General features: G+C 71.7%; 11 protein-coding genes. 6 read left to right on the forward strand and 5 right to left on the reverse strand.

The annotated features are described in order from the left end of the window. Positions 1–616: MnmA/TRMU family protein (locus VIM26_RS16785; protein ID WP_414696504.1), on the reverse strand; the 616-nt coding region annotated here is incomplete at its 3' end. After that, positions 613–1,842 carry a cysteine desulfurase family protein gene (locus tag VIM26_RS16790; protein ID WP_331953229.1) on the reverse strand — a complete coding sequence of 410 codons (1,230 nt, stop codon included), beginning with the start codon at positions 1,840–1,842 and terminating at the stop codon, positions 613–615. The genes VIM26_RS16790 and VIM26_RS16785, both read right to left, overlap by 4 nt. Before the next feature lie 50 nt (positions 1,843–1,892). Here VIM26_RS16790 and VIM26_RS16795 point away from each other — a divergent pair, with 50 nt between their 5' ends. After that, complete coding sequence (locus VIM26_RS16795; protein WP_331953231.1) at positions 1,893–2,882, forward strand: aminoglycoside phosphotransferase family protein; 990 nt, start codon at positions 1,893–1,895, stop codon at positions 2,880–2,882. Between the two features lie 9 nt (positions 2,883–2,891). Here VIM26_RS16795 and VIM26_RS16800 read toward each other — a convergent pair whose 3' ends face one another. Then, positions 2,892–3,887 carry an electron transfer flavoprotein subunit alpha/FixB family protein gene (locus VIM26_RS16800; protein ID WP_331953233.1) on the reverse strand — a complete coding sequence of 332 codons (996 nt, stop codon included), beginning with the start codon at positions 3,885–3,887 and terminating at the stop codon, positions 2,892–2,894. 26 nt (positions 3,888–3,913) lie between these two features. Next, entirely contained in the window at positions 3,914–4,717 is an 804-nt protein-coding gene (locus tag VIM26_RS16805) for an electron transfer flavoprotein subunit beta/FixA family protein (RefSeq protein ID WP_331953235.1), read from the reverse strand. A 185-nt stretch (positions 4,718–4,902) separates the two neighbouring features. Between VIM26_RS16805 and glgX the strand changes: the two genes are divergently transcribed. Further along, a complete protein-coding gene (glgX, locus tag VIM26_RS16810) occupies positions 4,903–7,143 on the forward strand; it encodes a glycogen debranching protein GlgX (RefSeq protein WP_414696505.1) in 2,241 nt (746 codons plus the stop codon). 178 nt (positions 7,144–7,321) lie between these two features. Here glgX and glgP read toward each other — a convergent pair whose 3' ends face one another. Continuing rightward, a complete protein-coding gene (gene glgP, locus VIM26_RS16815; RefSeq protein ID WP_331953239.1) occupies positions 7,322–9,904 on the reverse strand; it encodes an alpha-glucan family phosphorylase in 2,583 nt (860 codons plus the stop codon). A gap of 162 nt (positions 9,905–10,066) precedes the next feature. On the opposite strand from glgP, the gene VIM26_RS16820 reads away from it, so the two are divergent. The 4 genes from VIM26_RS16820 to glgB all read left to right on the forward strand — a co-directional run bounded on the left by VIM26_RS16820 (position 10,067) and on the right by glgB (position 17,577). After that, on the forward strand, positions 10,067–12,094 hold the full coding sequence (locus VIM26_RS16820) for an alpha-1,4-glucan--maltose-1-phosphate maltosyltransferase (RefSeq protein WP_331953241.1): 2,028 nt from the start codon (positions 10,067–10,069) through the stop codon (positions 12,092–12,094). Beyond that, positions 12,091–13,836: a maltose alpha-D-glucosyltransferase gene (treS, locus tag VIM26_RS16825; protein ID WP_331953242.1), complete on the forward strand. Its 1,746-nt coding sequence runs from the start codon at positions 12,091–12,093 to the stop codon at positions 13,834–13,836. Before VIM26_RS16820 ends, treS begins: the two co-directional genes overlap by 4 nt. Further along, positions 13,833–15,152, forward strand: a complete 1,320-nt coding sequence (locus tag VIM26_RS16830; RefSeq protein WP_331953244.1) for a maltokinase N-terminal cap-like domain-containing protein — start codon at positions 13,833–13,835, stop codon at positions 15,150–15,152. Before treS ends, VIM26_RS16830 begins: the two co-directional genes overlap by 4 nt. A gap of 238 nt (positions 15,153–15,390) precedes the next feature. Beyond that, positions 15,391–17,577 (forward strand): 1,4-alpha-glucan branching protein GlgB, encoded by a 2,187-nt coding sequence (glgB, locus tag VIM26_RS16835; RefSeq protein WP_331953246.1) that lies wholly within the window; start codon positions 15,391–15,393, stop codon positions 17,575–17,577. Positions 17,578–17,750: the final 173 nt, after the last annotated feature.

Below are 17,750 nucleotides of genomic sequence, written 5' to 3' on the forward strand. Positions count from 1 at the left end.
TGTCGCCGTCGGCCACGAAGCAGATGTCGTAGGAGTCCGGCTTGGCCGAGACGCCGAGCCCGCGCGCGGCCGCCTCGGCCCGCACGTCCCCCTTGGTCGCGGCATCCCCGAGCGGGAACATCGAGCGCTCGAGCCGGTCGCTGCCGATCACGGCGAGCACGTACGACTGGTCCTTGGCGAGGTCGGCGGCCCGGTGCAGCTCACGCGCACCGTCGTCCCGCACCTCGATCCGCGCGTAGTGGCCGGTGCAGACGGCGTCGAAGCCGAGCGCGAGGCCCTTGTCGAGCAGCGCCTCGAACTTGATGTGCTGGTTGCAGCGCACGCACGGGTTGGGCGTGCGCCCGGCCGCGTACTCCGCCGTGAAGTCGGCGACCACGGTCTCCTGGAAACGCTCGGACAGGTCCCAGACGTAGAACGGGATGCCGAGCACGTCCGCCGCGCGGCGCGCGTCCCCGGAGTCCTCGATCGAGCAGCACCCGCGCGAGCCGGTGCGGAACTGGTCCCGGTTGCGGGACAGCGCCATGTGCACCCCGACGACGTCGTGCCCGGCCGCGACCGCGCGCGCGGCGGCGACCGCCGAGTCGACGCCGCCCGACAGCGCCGCGAGCACCCTCATCGCGCACCTCCGTCGGTCCCGGTCGATCGGGCCGACCCGAGGCCGGCGGAGGCGAGGCCGGCCGACCGGGCCCGCTCGACGACGCCGGGCAGCACCTCGAGCAGCGCGTCGACGTCGGCGGCGGTCGAGGTGTGGCCGAGGCTGAACCGCAGCGCGCCGCGCGCCGTGTGCTCGTCGACGCCCATCGCCAGCAGCACGTGGCTGGGCTGCGGCACGCCCGCCTGGCACGCCGAACCGGTCGAGCACGCGACGCCCGCCGAGTCGAGCAGGTACAGCAGCGAGTCGCCCTCGCAGCCGGGGAACGTGAAGTGTGCGTTGGCGGGCAGCCGGCCGGGGTCGCGTCCGGGGTCCGGGCCGCGCAGCACGGCGTCCGGGACGGCGGCCCGCACCCGCGCGATCAGGTCGTCCCGCAGGCCCGCGAGGCGCACAGCCTCGCGGGGCCGGGCCTGGACCGCGGCGTCCAACGCGAGCGCGAAGGACCGCGCACCGGCGGTGTCCAGGGTTCCCGAGCGCACCCCGCGCTCCTGTCCGCCGCCGTGCTGCACGGGCGTGAGCGCGAGCTCGCGCCGTGCCAGCAGGGCGCCGACGCCGACCGGCCCGCCCAGCTTGTGCGCGCTCACCGTCATCGCGTCCAGGCCCGACGCGGCGAAATCGACCGGCAGCTGCCCGACGGCCTGGACGGCGTCGGCGTGCACCGGCACCCCGTAGCGCCGGGCGAGGGAGACGACGTCGTCGATGGGCTGGACCGTGCCCACCTCGTTGTTCGCCCACATCACCGACACCAGGGCGATCCGGTCGCCGGACGACTCGAGCTCGGCGGCCAGCGCGTCCAGGTCGATCCGGCCATCGCCGTCGACGGGCAGCAGCACGATCTCCGCGCCCGCGTGCCCGGCCATCCAGAAGGCCGGGTCCAGCACGGCGTGGTGCTCGACGCCCGACACGACGATCCGGAGCCGCGCGGGATCCTGCGCCCGGCGACCCCAGAACATCCCCTTGACGGCCAGATTGTCGGCCTCGGTACCGCCGGCGGTCAGCACCACCTCGCTCGGGCGCGCGCCCAGCGCCCCGGCGAGCTGCTCGCGCGCCTCCTCGACCGTGCGCCGGGCGGCCCGCCCCGCGGCGTGCAGCGAGGACGGGTTGCCGGTGCGCGTGAGCTCGGCGGTGAACGCCTCGATGGCGGCGACCCGCATCGGGGTCGTCGCAGCATGGTCGAGATAGGCCGTCACGTGGCCAAGTCTACGAACCTCAGCCTGCTCCCAGCCGCGCCTGACAAGATATGGACGTGGACCCCGAAGACGTCGCCCCATTTCCCGTCGCCTTTTCCGGATCCCGGCTCACCTGGCGCGACCTCCCGCGGTCCGTGAAGGACCGGATCGCGGAGCTCTCCGGCGCGCAGGTGAGCTCCGAGACGAGCGCGACGAGCGGCTTCAGCCCGGGCTTCGCGGCCGTCCTCGAGCTCGGCGACGGTCACGAGGTCTTCGTCAAGGCCGTCTCCGCCGAGCAGAACCCGCACTCCCCCGTGCTGGCCCGGCGCGAGATCATTGTCGCCGCCGCCTTGCCGCCCGAGGTCCCCGCCCCGCGCCTGCTCTGGTCCCACGACGACGGGACCTGGGTCATTCTCATCTTCGAGTCCGTGCACGGCCGCTCGCCCGAGCAACCGTGGCTCGCCGCCGACCTCGAGCGCGTGCTGGCCGCCCTCGGCCACCTCGCGGCCGCCCGGCCCCTAGTTCCGCACGGCCTGCTCCCGGTGACCACGACCTGGGCACCCGCGTTCCAGGGCTGGCGCACGATCGCCGCGTCGTCGCCCAACGAGCGGTCGCGGACGTCCGCCGGGCTCGGCGCGCACGGTGCGTGGGTTCTGGCGCACCTGGACGACCTGGTGGCGTGGGAGTCACAGTGGCAGACGGCCGCGGCCGGCTCGGCGCTCGTGCACGGCGACCTCCGAGCGGACAACGTGCTGCTCGACCGCGAGCACACCTGGCTCGTCGACTGGCCGCACACGGCGCTCGGCGCGCCCTGGCTCGACCTTGCGTTCATGCTGCCGAGCGTCGAGATGCAGGGCGGCGGCAGCGCGGACGAGATCTTCTGGGCGCACCCGGTCTCGGCCGGGGTCGAGCCCGCCGAGCTGCGGTCCGTGCTCACCGCGCTGACGGGATTCTTCGCCCACGGCTCGCGGCAGCCCGCCCCCCGCGGCATCCCCAACCTCCGCCGCTTCCAGCAGGCCCAGGCAGTCGTCGCGCTCGACTGGATCCGCAGCCTCAGCTAGTTGGTCGCCTCACGCCTTCAAGCGGCGGAGCTCGGCCGCGGCCTGGGGCAGGACCGTGAACAGGTCACCGACGACGCCGAAGTCGGCGATCTCGAAGATCGGGGACTCCGGGTCGGAGTTCACCGCGACGATCGTGCCCGACGCCTGCATGCCGCCCCGGTGGTGCACCGCCCCGGAGATGCCGGCGCCGATGTACAGGCGCGGCGCGATCGTGACGCCGGTCTGCCCGATCTGGGCGTCGTGCCCGATCCAGCCCTCGTCCGTGGCCACGCGAGTGGCCCCGACCGCCGCGCCCAGCGCGTCCGCGAGGTCCTCGACGGCGGAGAAGTCGCCGTTCGTGCCGCGACCACCCGCCACCACGACCTGCGCCTCGCCGAGGTCGGGCCGGCCCGACGTCGGGCGCTCGGTCCGCTGCACGAGCGTGACGGACCGCGCGAGCTCGCTCGCGGCGAATTCCACCTCGAGCACCTCGGGCGTCGTCGGGACCGGGGCGTCGGTCGCCTGCACCGAGTTGGCCTTGAGCGCGACCACGGCGAGCGGCGTCGTGATCGCGCACCGCGTGTTCCACGTCCCGGCAAAGACGGTCTTGTCTGCGACGACCCGCTCCGCCTCGACGGTGAGCCCGCCGGCGTCCACGACCACCCCGGACCGGGTCGCCGCCCCGACTCGGGTGGCGATCTCCTTGTTCTCGAACGTCGAGTTGACCAGCACGAGCGCGGCCTGGTGCTTGATGGCGACGGCGGTGATCGCCTCGGCGAGGACCGGCGTGAGGTGTTCCTGGCCCGCTAGCGACCCGGCGTCGCCGAGCCCGACGCGGTAGACGCATTCGACGCCGGCCGCCCCGAGCGCGGGCAACGCCCCCTCGAGGCCGTCGCCGAACCACACACCGTGCACGGGGACCTCGAGCGCGCGCGCCGCCGTGACCAGCTCGAAGACCGGCGGGCGAACCGTGGCCTCGTGGTGGTCGAGCAGCACGAGCGCGGGGCCGGACAGCGGGGAACTCATCGGGTACTCCTTGGAAGGTAGCGGGATCAGACGAGCTTGTTCTCGACGAGGTAGGCCGCGAGCTGAACGCCGGCCGTCCCGTCGTCCGTCACGAGCACGCGGCTGGTGCGCTCGGGGCGAGCCGCCGCCTCGAGCACCTGCGTGCGAGCGCCGGCCGTGCCGACCGTCGCGGGATCGACAACGAGGTCCGCGAGCGAGAGCACCGTGACCGGCTTCTTGCGCGCGGCCATGATGCCCTTGAAGTTCGGGTAGCGCGGGTCGTTCGCCTGGTCCGTGACGCTCACCAGGGCGGGTAGCGGTGCGCTCAGCACCTCCGTCGCGGCGTCCAGCTCGCGCCGGATCTGCACGACGCCGCCGGAGATGGTGACCTCGGCGGCGAGCGTGAGCTGGCGCAGGTCGAGCTCGGCCGCGAGCGCCGCGGGCAGCATCGCGGTCATCCCGTCGATCGCGGCCATGCCGGTGAGCACGAGGTCGAACGGGTCCTCGCCGGATAGGTGCCGGATCGCCGCGGCGAGCACCGCGGCGGTGCCGAACACGTCGGACCCCGCGATGTCGTCGTCGAGCACGTGCACCGCCGTGTCGACGCCCATCTGCAACGCGCGGCGCACGGCGTCCTCCGCGTCGTCCGGGCCGACCGTGAGCGCGACGACCTCATCGGTCCCGCCGGCTCCGCTGTTCGCCTCGAGCAGGGTCAGCGCCGCCTCGACGGCGTTCTCGTCCAGCTCGTTGAGGGTCCCGTCGCCGCCGTCGCGCACGACGCGGCCGTCGGCTCCCAGACTCCGCTCCGACTGGATGTCCGGCACGTGCTTCACGCACACCACGATTCTCATCGGAAGCGATGTTTCCCTTCTGCTGTGGACCGGCCCGCCGCAGGCAGGCCCGTTCGTTGCCCGTTCCGGGCACCGCAGGAAGGCTACCCGTCCGCACGGGTCGGGATCAGTGAGGTATCTCACCCAGGCCAAATGGGTGGTTTGCCGGGGTTGTTACCACCGTTTCGTGGGGCGTGGTGAAGAATATGGACGTGAACCGCACCACAGTGGCCCCTGCGGTCCGTCCCGTCCCTCCGCTCGGAGTCCACCTCAGCGACGACGGCGTGGACGTTGCGGTCGTGGCCTCGCACGTGACGCGGGTCGAGTTCTGCCTGCTCGACCGGGACCCGTCCAGCGCGTCGGGCTGGCGTGAGCGCCGGGTGCCCCTGGCCGGACCGACGTACGGCGTCTGGCACGCGCACGTGCCCGGCGTCCGGGCCGGTCAGGCGTACGGGTTCCGCACCCACGGCGCCTGGGACCCCGCCCGGGGTCTTCGGCACAACCCGGCGAAGCTGCTCGTCGACCCGTACGCGCGCGGCCTGGAGGGCGAGCTCGACTACGGCCCGTACACCTACGGCCACATCGTGGACAAGACCGGCGACGGCGACATCTACGGTCCCCCCGACCGGCACGACTCGCTCGCCCACGTCCCGCACTCCGTGGTGGTCGACACCCGCTATCACGGCGGTCCGGTCGTGCGGCCGATGGTCCCGTGGCGCGACACGGTCATCTACGAGGCGCACGTCCGCGGGCTGACGAAGACTCTGCCCGGCGTCCCCGAGGAGCTGCGCGGCACGTACGCGGGGCTCGCGCACCCGGCGACGGTCGCCCACCTGCTCGCGCTGGGTGTCACGACGCTCGAACTGCTCCCGATCCAGGCCTTCACCACCGAGTCGCACCTCGTGGACAAGGGGATCTCGAACTACTGGGGCTACAACACCCTCGGCTTCTTCGCTCCGCACGCGCCCTACGCGACCGCCGCCTCGCGCGCCGAGGGCGCGAGCGCCGTGCTGCACGAGATCAAGGGCGCCGTCCAGCTCCTGCACGAGGCCGGCATCGAGGTCGTGCTCGACGTCGTCTACAACCACACCTGCGAGGGCGGCGACGGCGGCCAGCACGTCTCCTGGCGCGGGCTGGACAACACGGTCTACTACCTGCACGACGGCGCGTCCCCCGCCCGGTTCGCCGACGTCACGGGCTGCGGGAACTCCCTCGACTTCCGCCGCCCGCGGGTCATCCAGCTCGCGCTGGACTCGCTGCGGTACTGGGCGCAGGAGGTCGGCCTCGACGGGTTCCGGTTCGACCTGGCCGTGACGCTCGGCCGCGGCGACGGCGGGTTCGACGCCAACCACCCCTTCCTGGTGGCGCTGCAGACCGATCCGGCGCTGCTCGGGCTCAAGCTGATCGCGGAGCCGTGGGACCTCGGCCCCGGCGGCTGGCGCACGGGAGCGTTCCCGGCGCCGATGTCCGAGTGGAACGACCGCTACCGCAACGCGGTCCGCACGTTCTGGCTCTCCGACCCGGCGCAGGCCGCGCACGGCCGGCCGGGCCACGGCGTCGCCGAGCTCGCGACCCGCCTGGCCGGGTCCGTCGACCTCTTCGGCCACAGCGACCCGCCGCTCATGCGCGGGCCGGGCGCGTCGGTGAACTTCATCACCGCGCACGACGGTTTCACGCTCGCCGACCTGGTCGCCTACAGCTACAAGCACAACGCGGCGAACGGCGAGGACGGCCGCGACGGGACCGACGACAACAGGTCCTGGAACCACGGGATCGAGGGTCCGGTCGAGGCAGGCTCACCCGGCTGGGAGATCGTGCCGCTGCGCCGGCGGTCCATCCGCAACCTGATGGGAACGCTCCTGCTCTCGGCCGGGACGCCCATGCTCTGCGCGGGCGACGAGCTCGGGCGCACGCAGCACGGCAACAACAACGCGTACTGCCAGGACAACGAGATCTCCTGGGTGGGCTGGAAGCTGTCCGAGTGGCGCTCCAACCTGCTCGCCACGACGCGCTACCTCCTGCTGCTGCGCCGCGAGAACCCCGCCCTGCGCCCGAGCACCTTCTCCCGTGGCGCGCACCCGTCCGACAGCGGGCGCCCGGACCTCGCCTGGTTCGACGCGGGCGGCTCGGCGCTGCGGCACGACCAGTGGCACGACCCCGCGGTACGCACGCTGCAGATGCTGCGCAGCGTTCCCGGCGACTCGCCGGGCGACCCGTTGTCGGAGGTGCTCGTCGTCATCAACGGCGCGCTCGACCCCGTCAACGTCACGCTCGCCGACGAGCGAGCATGCGTGTGGGAGCTCGCCTGGGACAGCACGTGGGAGGAGCCCGGCGAGCGGGCCGCCGCCGCGATCGGTGGCGGGCTGCACGCGTCGTCGGGCGAGGGGGCCTTCCTGGAGGCACTCTCCCTGCGGGTCTACCTGGCCCGCCCGCCCACCGTCCGCTGAACTGAACTGAGCTGAGCGGGGCTGAGCGGGGCTGAGCGGGGCTGAGCGGGCTGAGCGGGGCTGAGCGCAAGCTCCTGGAACCCCGCAAAGGTCCGAGAAACCGCCAACGTCCGAGCGCCAACGTCCTATAGGACGTCAACGCTCGGACGTTAGGGGTGAAACGGCTCTCGCGGGTCGATCAGGTCGAGATTGCGTTTGCTACCAGGCCGAGCTCGGCGACCGAGGCGAGCCCGGCGTGCTTGGGCACGATCCGCACGGTGTAGCCGAACGGGCCGGACGACTCGAGCAGCACGTCGCCCCCGAAGGAGTGCCGCCCGCCCTCGTGCTGCTCCTCGTGCTTGAGTGCGTGCGAGTGGAACGTCACCAGCTCGTCGGTGTCCGTGACGCGCCCGTGCACCACCTGCACGTCCACATCCTCCGGCGACAGCGCGCCGAGCGAGACGTACGCCCGCACGTGCAGCTCGTTGCCGACCTGCGGCACCTCGCCGACGCCGGACTCGACGTGGTCGACCCGCACGTTCGACCACTCGGCACGGACCTTGGCCTTCCAGGCGGCCAGCGTGCGCGCACCCTCGAACTTCTTCTCGTCGAGCCGGCGACCTGCGGCCGCCGCGGGCGCGTACATGCGCTGGACGTAGTCGGCGACCATGCGGGTGGCCTGGACCTTCGGGCCCAGGGTCGCCAGCGTGTGCCGGATCATCCCGAGCCACGTCACGGGCATCCCGCGCGAGTCCCGGTCGTAGAAACGGGCTGCGACCTGGTGCTCGATGAGGTCGTACAGCGCCGATGCCTCGAGCTCGTCGCGGCGGTCGGGGTCCTGGACGCCGTCGGCGGTGGGGATCGCCCACCCGTTCTCGCCGTCGAACCACTCGTCCCACCAGCCGTCGAGGATCGACAGGTTGAGACCGCCGTTGAGCGCCGACTTCATGCCCGAGGTGCCCGACGCCTCGAGCGGGCGCAGCGGGTTGTTCAGCCAGACGTCGCAGCCCGGGAAGAGCGACTGCGCCATCGCGATGTCGTAGTTCGGCAGGAAGACGATCCGGTTGCGGACGTCCGCGGAGTCCGTGAAGCGGACGAGCTGCTGGATCAGGCGCTTGCCCTGCTCGTCGGCCGGGTGGGACTTCCCGGCGATGATCAGCTGGATCGGCTTGTCCGGATCGGTCAGCAGGGCGCGCAGCCGGTCGGGGTCGCGCAGCATGAGCGTGAGCCGCTTGTACGTCGGCACGCGACGCGCGAAGCCGATCGTCAGCACGTCGGGCGAGAGCACGTCGTCGATCCAGCCGAGCTCCGCCGGGCTCGCGCCACGCTGGCGCCAGGACGCCCGCAGCCGCGACCGCGCGTTCGTGACGAGCTGTGCACGCAGCGTGCGCCGCATCGCCCAGAGCTCCTCGTCGGAGATCAGGTTCTTGTCCAGCCAGCCGGTGCCGGAGTCGGCGTCCTCGGGCGTGAACCGCGACGCGGCGAGGTCGATGAACCGACGGTCGACCCAGGTCGGTGCGTGCACGCCGTTGGTCACCGAGCGGATCGGGACCTCGGACCGGTCGAAGCCGGGCCAGAGCGCGCTGAACATGCCGCGCGAGACCTCGCCGTGCAGCAGCGACACGCCGTTCGCACGGCCGCCGAACCGCAGGCCCATGACCGCCATGTTGAACAGCGTCGGGTCGCCGCCGTCGTAGTCCTCGGCGCCGAGCGCGAGGACCTTGCCGACCGGGACCCCGGGGGTCTCGTTCTCGCCGCCGAAGTACCGGCCCACCAGCTCCGCGTCGAAGCGGTCGATGCCCGCGGGCACCGGGGTGTGCGTCGTGAACACCGTCGCGGCGCGGACAGCCTCGAGCGCCTCGTCGAACGTGAGACCGGCGGTCGTGACGAGCTCGCGGATCCGCTCGACCCCGAGGAAACCGGCATGGCCCTCGTTGGTGTGGTAGACCTCCGGCTCCGGCGCACCGGTCAGGCGCGACCACAGGCGAAGCGCGCGCACGCCGCCGACGCCGAGCAGCAGCTCCTGCTGCAGGCGGTGCTCGCCGCCCCCGCCGTAGAGCCGATCGGTCACCTTGCGGGCCGCGTCGTCGTTCTCGGGCACGTTCGAGTCGAGCAGCAGCAGCGGGACCCGACCGACCGACGCCGTCCAGATGCGCGCGTTGAGCGTGCGCCCACCCGGCAGCTCGACCGACACGATGGCCGGGGTGCCGTCCGCCTCGCGGACCAGCAGCAACGGCAGTCCGTCGGGGTCGAGCACCGGGTAGGTCTCGACCTGCCAGCCGTCGCGCGTGAGCGACTGCTTGAAGTAGCCGGCCCCGTACAGCAGGCCGACGCCGGTGATCGGGGCGCCGAGATCGGACGCGCTCTTGAGGTGGTCCCCGGCGAGGATGCCGAGGCCGCCGGAGTACTGCGGCAGCACGGACGTGATCCCGAACTCGGGCGAGAAGTAGGCGATCGCCGTCGGCAGGCTCGGGAAGTCGGCCGCCATCCCCTGGTACCAGCGCGGGTCGACCAGGTACCGGTGCAGCTCGGCGGACGCGGCGCTGACCTGCGCGACGAAGCGGTCGTCGTCCGCGAGCGCCCCGAGGCTCTCCGGGCCCAGCGCGCCGAGCAGCGCGACCGGGTCGCCCTTGACCCGGTGCCACAGCTCGGGGTCGATCGACTCGAACAGATCGCGCGTGGGCGCATGCCACGACCAGCGCAGGTTCTGAGCGAGCTCGTCCAGGTCGTGCAGCGCGACCGGCAAGAAGGTGCGAACGGTGAATCGACGAATTGCTTTCACGTCGCGAACCTTAACAACTCGAGGCGCGCGCGTGTGACACACAATCGCGGGCTCGCGCACCGAACCGGAAACTACCCACTCGCGAGCGCGAGCAGGGCCTGTGAGCGACCCGCGCGACGACGCCCGACTGCATCCACTCCCGCGGCTAGGTAGGTTCGACACGTGGAAAGCCCCTTACGCCCCCCAGTGAGCCCCGACGGCATCGGCCGCATCCCCGTGATCGACGTCGGTCCGGTGACCGAAGCAGGGCGCTGGCCTGCGAAAGCAGTCGTCGGCGAGGCTGTGCCGATCCGCGCGACGGTGTTCCGCGAAGGCCACGACGCGGTCGCCGCGACGGCGGTCCTCGTCGGCCCGGACGGCACCGACCGCCGCGATGCCCGCATGGTGGACATCTCGCCCGGTCTGGACCGGTACGAGGCTCTGCTCGTCCCCGATGCGCCCGGTGCGTGGGGATTCCGCGTCGAGGGCTGGTCCGACCCGTACGGCACGTGGAGCCACGACGCCGCGATCAAGGTCGCGGCCGGGGTCGACGTCGAGCTGATGCTCGCCGAGGGCGCGATCGTCCTGGAGCGCGCGACGGCCGGCCGGGCCCTGCCGGTGCCCGCTGAGCGGATCCTCACCGATGCGGTGCGCGCCCTGCGCGACGCGGCCCGCCCGGCCGAGGCCCGCCTCGCCGCGGGGCTCTCGGACGAGGTCCGAGCCACCCTCGCCACGCACCCGCTGCGCGAGTTCGTCACCGCCTCGCGCACGTATCCGCTGATCGTCGACCGGCCGCTCGCGCTGGCCGGCGCCTGGTACGAGATCTTCCCGCGCTCCGAGGGCGCGACCTTCGACCCGGTCACGTACAAGTGGCGATCGGGCACCCTGGCGACCGCGGCGCAGCGCCTGCCCGCGATCGCCGCGATGGGGTTCGACGTCGTCTATCTGACCCCGATCCACCCGATCGGGACGACCTTCCGCAAGGGCCGCAACAACTCCCTCACCCCGGCACCGGACGACCCGGGCTCGCCGTACGCGATCGGCTCGGCCGACGGCGGTCACGACGCGATCCACCCCGAGCTGGGCACGTTCGACGACTTCGACGACTTCGTGGCGACCTCGCGCGCCAACGGCCTCGAGGTCGCGATCGACCTCGCGCTGCAGTGCTCGCCCGACCACCCGTGGGTCGCCGAGCACCCGGAGTGGTTCACGACCCGCGCGGACGGCTCGATCGCCTACGCCGAGAACCCGCCGAAGAAGTACCAGGACATCTACCCGGTGAACTTCGACAACGACCCCGCCGGGATCTACGCCGAGGTGCGCCGGGTGGTGCAGGTGTGGATCGACCACGGGGTGACCGCGTTCCGCGTCGACAACCCGCACACCAAGCCGCTCGAGTTCTGGGAGTGGTTGCTCGCCGACGTCCGCAAGGACCACCCCGACGTGATCTTCCTGGCCGAGGCGTTCACCCGCCCGCCGATGATGCTCACGCTCGGGAAGATCGGCTTCCACCAGTCGTACACGTACTTCACCTGGCGGAACACGAAGGCGGAGCTCACCGAGTACTTCTCCGAGGTCGCCGGCGAGACCGGCTCCTTCATGCGCCCGAGCTTCTGGCCGACGACGCACGACATCCTCCCGCCGTACCTGACGTCCGGCGGGACGCCGGCCTTCGCGGCCCGCGCCGTGCTCGCCGCGACCGGTGCGCCGACCTGGGGCATCTACACGGGCTACGAGCTCGTGGAGGACGTCCCCCGGCCGGGCGTCGAGGAACAGATCGACAACGAGAAGTACGAGTTCAAACCGCGCAACTGGAACCGCCCGGACACCACCGGGATCCGGACGCTGCTCACCCGCCTGAACGAGCTGCGCCGCGCGCACCCCGCGCTCCAGCAGCTACGCGACCTGACGGTGCACCCCACGACCGACGACGCGCTGGTGGCCTTCTCGCGGCACGTCGCCGCCGAGCACTCCCCGACCGGGCAGGCCGACACGGTTCTGGTGATCGTCAACCTCGATCCGCAGAACACGCGCCAGGGCCTCGTGCATCTCGACCTGGAGGCGCTGGGCCTCAACCCGTCCGGTGCGGGCACCCTGTTCGCCGCGCACGACGAACTGTCGGGGGCTGCCTTCGCTTGGGGTAGCGAGGCTTTTGTCCGACTCGACCCGCAGGTGCAGGTCGCCCACCTGATCCACGTGAGGAACCCGTGACCCTGCCCGGCTCCAGCGGAGCGCCGTCGACCGGGCAGCTCGCCCTCGGCGCACTCCCCGCTCGCCGGCAGCCACCGGTCCCCTCGCTCGCCCCCACCGGGCTCTCGGACGACCCTGACTGGTACAAGACCGCCGTCTTCTACGAGGTGATGATCCGAGCTTTCTCGGACTCCTCGGGGGCCGGCAGCGGGGACCTGCGCGGGCTCATCCAGCGGCTCGACTACCTGCAGTGGCTCGGCGTCGACTGTCTGTGGCTGCCGCCGTTCTACCCGTCGCCGCTGCGCGACGGCGGGTACGACATCTCCGACTACACCGCGATCGCGGCTCAGTACGGCTCGATGGCCGACTTCGCCGAGCTCATCACCGAGGCCCACGCGCGCGGCATGCGCCTGATCGTCGACCTCGTCATGAACCACACCAGTGACGTGCACCCGTGGTTCCAGGCCTCGCGCTCGGACCCGGAGGGCCCGTACGGCGACTTCTTCGTGTGGAGCGACGACAACACGCGCTACGGCGACGCCCGGATCATCTTCGTCGACACCGAGACGTCCAACTGGACGTTCGACCCGGTCCGGCGCCAGTACTTCTGGCATCGCTTCTTCAGCCACCAGCCCGACCTGAACTTCGAGAACCCGAACGTGGTCGAGGCGATGACCGACGTCGCGCGGTTCTGGCTGCGGCTCGGCGTCGACGGCTTCCGGCTCGACGCCGTGCCCTACCTGTTCGAGGCGGAGGGCACCAACTGCGAGAACCTGCCCGAGACGCACGCCTTCCTGCGGGACCTGCGCAAGGTCATCGACACGGAGTTCCCGGGCCGGATCATCCTCGCCGAGGCGAACCAGTGGCCCGAGGACGTGGTCGGGTACTTCGGCACCGAGGAGGAGCCGGAGTGTCACATGTGCTTCCACTTCCCGGTCATGCCGCGGATCTTCTACGCGATGAAGGACCAGCGCGCCAACCACATCACCGACATCCTCGCCGACACCCCGGACATCCCGAAGGGCGCGCAGTGGAGCACCTTCCTGCGCAACCACGACGAGATGACCCTCGAGATGGTCTCGACCGAGGAACGCGCGTCGATGTACGGGTGGTTCGCGCCGGACCCCCGGATGCGGGCGAACATCGGGATCCGCCGCCGGTTGGCGCCGTTGCTGGACAACTCGCGCAAGGAGACCGAGCTCGCACACGCGTTGCTGCTCTCGCTGCCCGGCAGCCCGTGCCTGTACTACGGCGACGAGATCGGGATGGGCGACAACATCTGGCTGAACGACCGCGACTCGGTCCGCACGCCGATGCAGTGGACGCCGGACCGCAACGCGGGGTTCTCCACCGCCGACTCCGGCAAGCTCTACCTGCCCGTGATCCAGTCGCTCGTGCACAACTACACCGGCACGAACGTCGAGGTGCAGCTCGCCCAGCCGGCGTCGCTGCTGCACTGGGTGCACGGCATGCTCTCGGTGCGTCGCCAGCACCCCGCGCTCGGCTCGGGTGACTTCACGGCCGTCAAGGGCGACAACCAGTCGGTGCTCGCCTTCACGCGCAGCACCCCCGACGAGTCGTTGCTCTGCATCGCGAACCTCGCCTCGACCGCCCGCGCAGCGACCCTCTCGCTGCCAAGCTGGGCCGGCGCCAGGCTCACCGACGTGTTCGGCGGCTCGATGTTCCCGCCGGTCGATGCCGAGGGCCACGTGATGGTCACCCTGGGTTCGCGTGAGTTCTACTGGCTGACGATCTCGCGATGAGCCCCAACCTGCCCCGCCCCGTGAGCGACGCCGAGCTGCTCGACGTCGTGCGCGCGTGGCTGCCGGTCCAGCGCTGGTTCCCGGCCAAAGGCAGCGCCGCGGAGATCGCGCCGGCGGGTGCGCTCACCCTGGTCGACCCCAAGGGCGAGGCCGAGATCCGGATCCTGCTGCTGCGCACGACGTCGGCCACGGTCGACGTGGTGCTCCAGGTGCCGCTCGCGCTGCACCGGGACCGGGCCGGCGAGACGGGCATGCCGGGGGCCGGCTGGATCGGCACGCTCAGCGGTGGGGTCCAGGTGCGCGACGGCGCGGGTGACCCCGCCTTCCTGCGCGCCTGGCTCGGTGCGGCCACCACAATCGGCGCGGCGCCGGCTCTGGATGTCGACCCGGACCATCCGCGGGTGATCAGCGGCGAGCAGTCCAACACGTCTGTGATCCTGCCGGGCGAGGGCGGCGGCGCGATCCTGAAGATCTTCCGGCCGCTGACCCCGGGCGAGAACCCCGACGTCGAGGTGCCGCGCCGCCTGGCCGCGAACGGATGGTGGCACGTCCCGCGCCCGCTCGGCTGGCTCGAGGGCAACTGGTCCGCGGACGGGCACAAGGTCATGGGACACCTCGCCGTGCTGAGCGAGTTCATCCCCGAGGCCTCGGACGGTTTCGAGCTCGCCTGCCAGATGGCCGGCCGCGGCGAGTCGTTCGCCGACCTCGCCCGCGACCTCGGCGCCGTCATCGCCGGGATGCATCGCGCCCTGGTGTCGGCACTGCCGGTCGAACGCGGCGACGACGACGCCGCGGGTGAGCTCGCCGCGGCACTCGCCGGACGCTTCCGGTGGGCGTGCGCTAGCGTGCCGGGCCTGGCGGTCTGGTCCGCGGCTGTCGAGGAGCACGTGCAGCACCTCGGCGGCCGCGCCTCGGTGCCGCCGCGCCAGCGCGTCCATGGCGACCTGCACCTGGGCCAGGCGCTGCGCGCGCACGGGGAGTGGTTCATCACGGACTTCGAGGGTGAACCTCTGAGCTCCGTCGACGACCGCACCCGCCCCGACCTCGCCCTGCGCGACGTCGCGGGCGTGCTCCGGTCGTTCGACTACGCGGTGGCCGTCAGCGGCGCGCCCGTCGAGTGGGCCACCGCGGCCCGAGCGGGCCTGCTGGAGGGGTATGCCGCCGCGTCCGACGGCGTACCGGACCCGGAGCTGTTGCGCGTCCTGGAGCTCGACAAGGCGCTCTACGAGGCCGTCTACGAGGCCCGCAACCGACCGCACTGGGCACACATCCCGGCCCGTGCGCTCGAGCGCCTGTTGGGTCCGCCACAAACCTGATAATCCGCAATGCCCCGACGACGGCGTCGGGCATGGAAAGGTAGGCGTCATGCAACGCAAGCGGACGACTCCCGCCAAACCACCGAAGGCAACAGCTCCTGAAGACGCCACTGCTGAGGCGGCCACGCCTGTGGCGGTGACGCCTAAGGCAGCCACGCGCAAGGCAGCGTCCACTCCTAAGGTGGCGACGCCTAAGGTGGCGACGCCCAAGGTAGCCACGCGTAAGGCGGCCAAGCCGGTGGCGGCGGCTGCGGTGGCACCGGTTCCGCTGGTCTCTCCCGAGCTGTCCCGACTCGCGGCCGGGAACCACGGTGACCCGCACACCGTCCTCGGGCCGCACGTCGAGGGCGCGTCGGTCATCGTCCGGGCGTTTCGCCCGCTGGCAGACTCCGTCGTCGTGGTCACGCCCGACGGCGAGTGGTCGGCCGAGCACGTGCAGGACGGCGTGTGGGCCGCGACCCTGCCGACCAAGGTCGTGCCGGACTACCGCTTGCGCGTGACCTACGGGGACAACACGAGCCTCGTGGACGACCCGTACCGGTTCCTGCCGAGCATCGGCGAGCTGGACCTGCACCTGATCGGCGAGGGACGCCACGAGGAGATCTGGAAGGTCCTCGGCGCCAACGTGAAGAGCTACCCGAGCGTGCTGGGCGAGGTGCGCGGCACGGCGTTCGCCGTCTGGGCCCCCAACGCCCGCGCGGTGCACCTGGTCGGCGACTTCAACCACTGGCAGGGCGTCACCCACCCGATGCGGGTGCTCGGTTCGAGCGGGGTCTGGGAGCTCTTCGTGCCCGACGTCCTGCCCGGGGCGACGTACAAGTTCGAGATCGTCGCCCACGACGGCTACTGGCGGCAGAAGGCCGACCCGGTCGCGAAGGGCGCCGAGGTGCCCCCGGCCACCGGCTCGGTCGTCATCGACTCCACCCACACCTGGGACGACGCCGCCTGGCTGACCGATCGCGCCTCGCGCGACCCGCACAACGGCCCGATGAGCATCTACGAGGTCCACCTCGGATCCTGGAAGCCGGGACTGGGGTACAAGGAGCTCGCCACCGAGCTCACCGACTACGTCGTCGCGATGGGCTTCACGCACATCGAGCTGATGCCGGTCGCCGAGCACCCGTACGGGCCGTCGTGGGGCTACCAGGTGACGTCCTACTTCGCGCCGACCTCCCGGTTCGGCCACCCCGACGACTTCCGCTTCCTCGTGGAGTCGCTGCACAAGGCGGGCATCGGGGTGCTCCTCGACTGGGTCCCGGCGCACTTCCCGAAGGACGAGTGGGCGCTCGGGCGGTTCGACGGCACGGCGCTGTACGAGCACCCGGACCCGACCCGCGGCGAGCAGCCGGACTGGGGCACCTACGCGTTCAACTTCGGACGTCGCGAGGTCCGCAACTTCCTGGTGGCCAACGCGACGTACTGGCTCGAGGAGTTCCACATCGACGGGCTCCGCGTCGACGCGGTCGCCTCGATGCTGTACCTGGACTACTCGCGCGAGGGTGGCGAGTGGCACCCGAACATCCACGGCGGCCGGGAGAACCTCGAGGCGATCTCCTTCCTGCAGGAGACCAACGCGACGGCCTACCGGCGCACGCCCGGCGTCATGATGATCGCCGAGGAGTCCACCGCGTGGCAGGGCGTGACCGCGCCCACCGACGTCGGCGGCCTCGGTTTCGGCCTGAAGTGGAACATGGGCTGGATGAACGACACGCTGCGCTACATGGCGGAGTCGCCCATCAACCGTCGCTACCACCACGACGAGGCGACGTTCTCGCTGGTGTACGCGTTCTCGGAGAACTTCGTGCTGCCGATCAGCCACGACGAGGTCGTGCACGGCAAGGGCTCCCTGGTCGCGAAGATGCCCGGTGACCGCTGGCAGCAGTTCGCCGGTGTGCGCTCGCTCCTCGCCTACCAGTGGTCCCACCCGGGCAAGCAGCTGCTCTTCATGGGCCAGGAGTTCGCGCACCAGAACGAGTGGGCGGAGGAGCACGGCCTGGACTGGTACGAGCTCCAGTACGCCGACCACGCCGGGGTGCAGCGCGCGCTGATCGACCTGAACAAGATCTACAAGGCGACGCCGGCCCTGTGGGCCCGGGACTTCGAGCCGGCCGGCTTCGAGTGGATCGACTCCAACGACGCGGACCACAACGTGCTCTCGTACCTGCGTCGGGACAACCACGGCGGCGTCGTCGCGGTTGTGGTGAACTTCGCCGGGATCCCGCACGAGGAGTACCGGCTGGCGCTCCCCCAGGGTGGGGCGTGGAAGGAGATCCTCAACACGGACGCCGAGATCTACGGCGGCTCGGGTGTCGGCAACCTCGGTCTCGTGCACGCGGAGCCGGTCCCATGGGGCGGCCGGCAGCACTCCGTGCGCCTGCGAGTGCCGCCGCTCGGCGCGATCTACCTGGTCCCCGCCGACCAGTGAATGACCGTCTGTCCGAGCTCCGCGAGTAGTGGCGCGGAGCTGGGACAGACCTGATCCATCCAGTCTGACCCCGTGTGACCTGGGCGGGCGTGTGCACGGCGAGTTGCGCCGTGTGCACGCCCGCCCTCTTGCGCGCCCGCCCTCTTGCGCGCCCGCACCTTTTGCGCGCCCGC

The organism is Pengzhenrongella sp., assembly GCF_036565025.1.
Taxonomy (GTDB): Bacteria; Actinomycetota; Actinomycetes; order Actinomycetales; family Cellulomonadaceae; genus Pengzhenrongella.

What these genes read in the sequence shown, in the direction of transcription:
- VIM26_RS16795 (WP_331953231.1), top strand. Translation starts at nt 1,893, where the DNA reads ATGGACGTGGACCCCGAAGACGTCGCCCCATTTCCCGTCGCCTTTTCC.
- VIM26_RS16830 (WP_331953244.1), top strand. Translation starts at nt 13,833, where the DNA reads ATGAGCCCCAACCTGCCCCGCCCCGTGAGCGACGCCGAGCTGCTCGAC.
- glgX (WP_414696505.1), top strand. Translation starts at nt 4,903, where the DNA reads ATGGACGTGAACCGCACCACAGTGGCCCCTGCGGTCCGTCCCGTCCCT.
- VIM26_RS16800 (WP_331953233.1), bottom strand. Translation starts at nt 3,887, where the DNA reads ATGAGTTCCCCGCTGTCCGGCCCCGCGCTCGTGCTGCTCGACCACCAC.
- VIM26_RS16805 (WP_331953235.1), bottom strand. Translation starts at nt 4,717, where the DNA reads ATGAGAATCGTGGTGTGCGTGAAGCACGTGCCGGACATCCAGTCGGAG.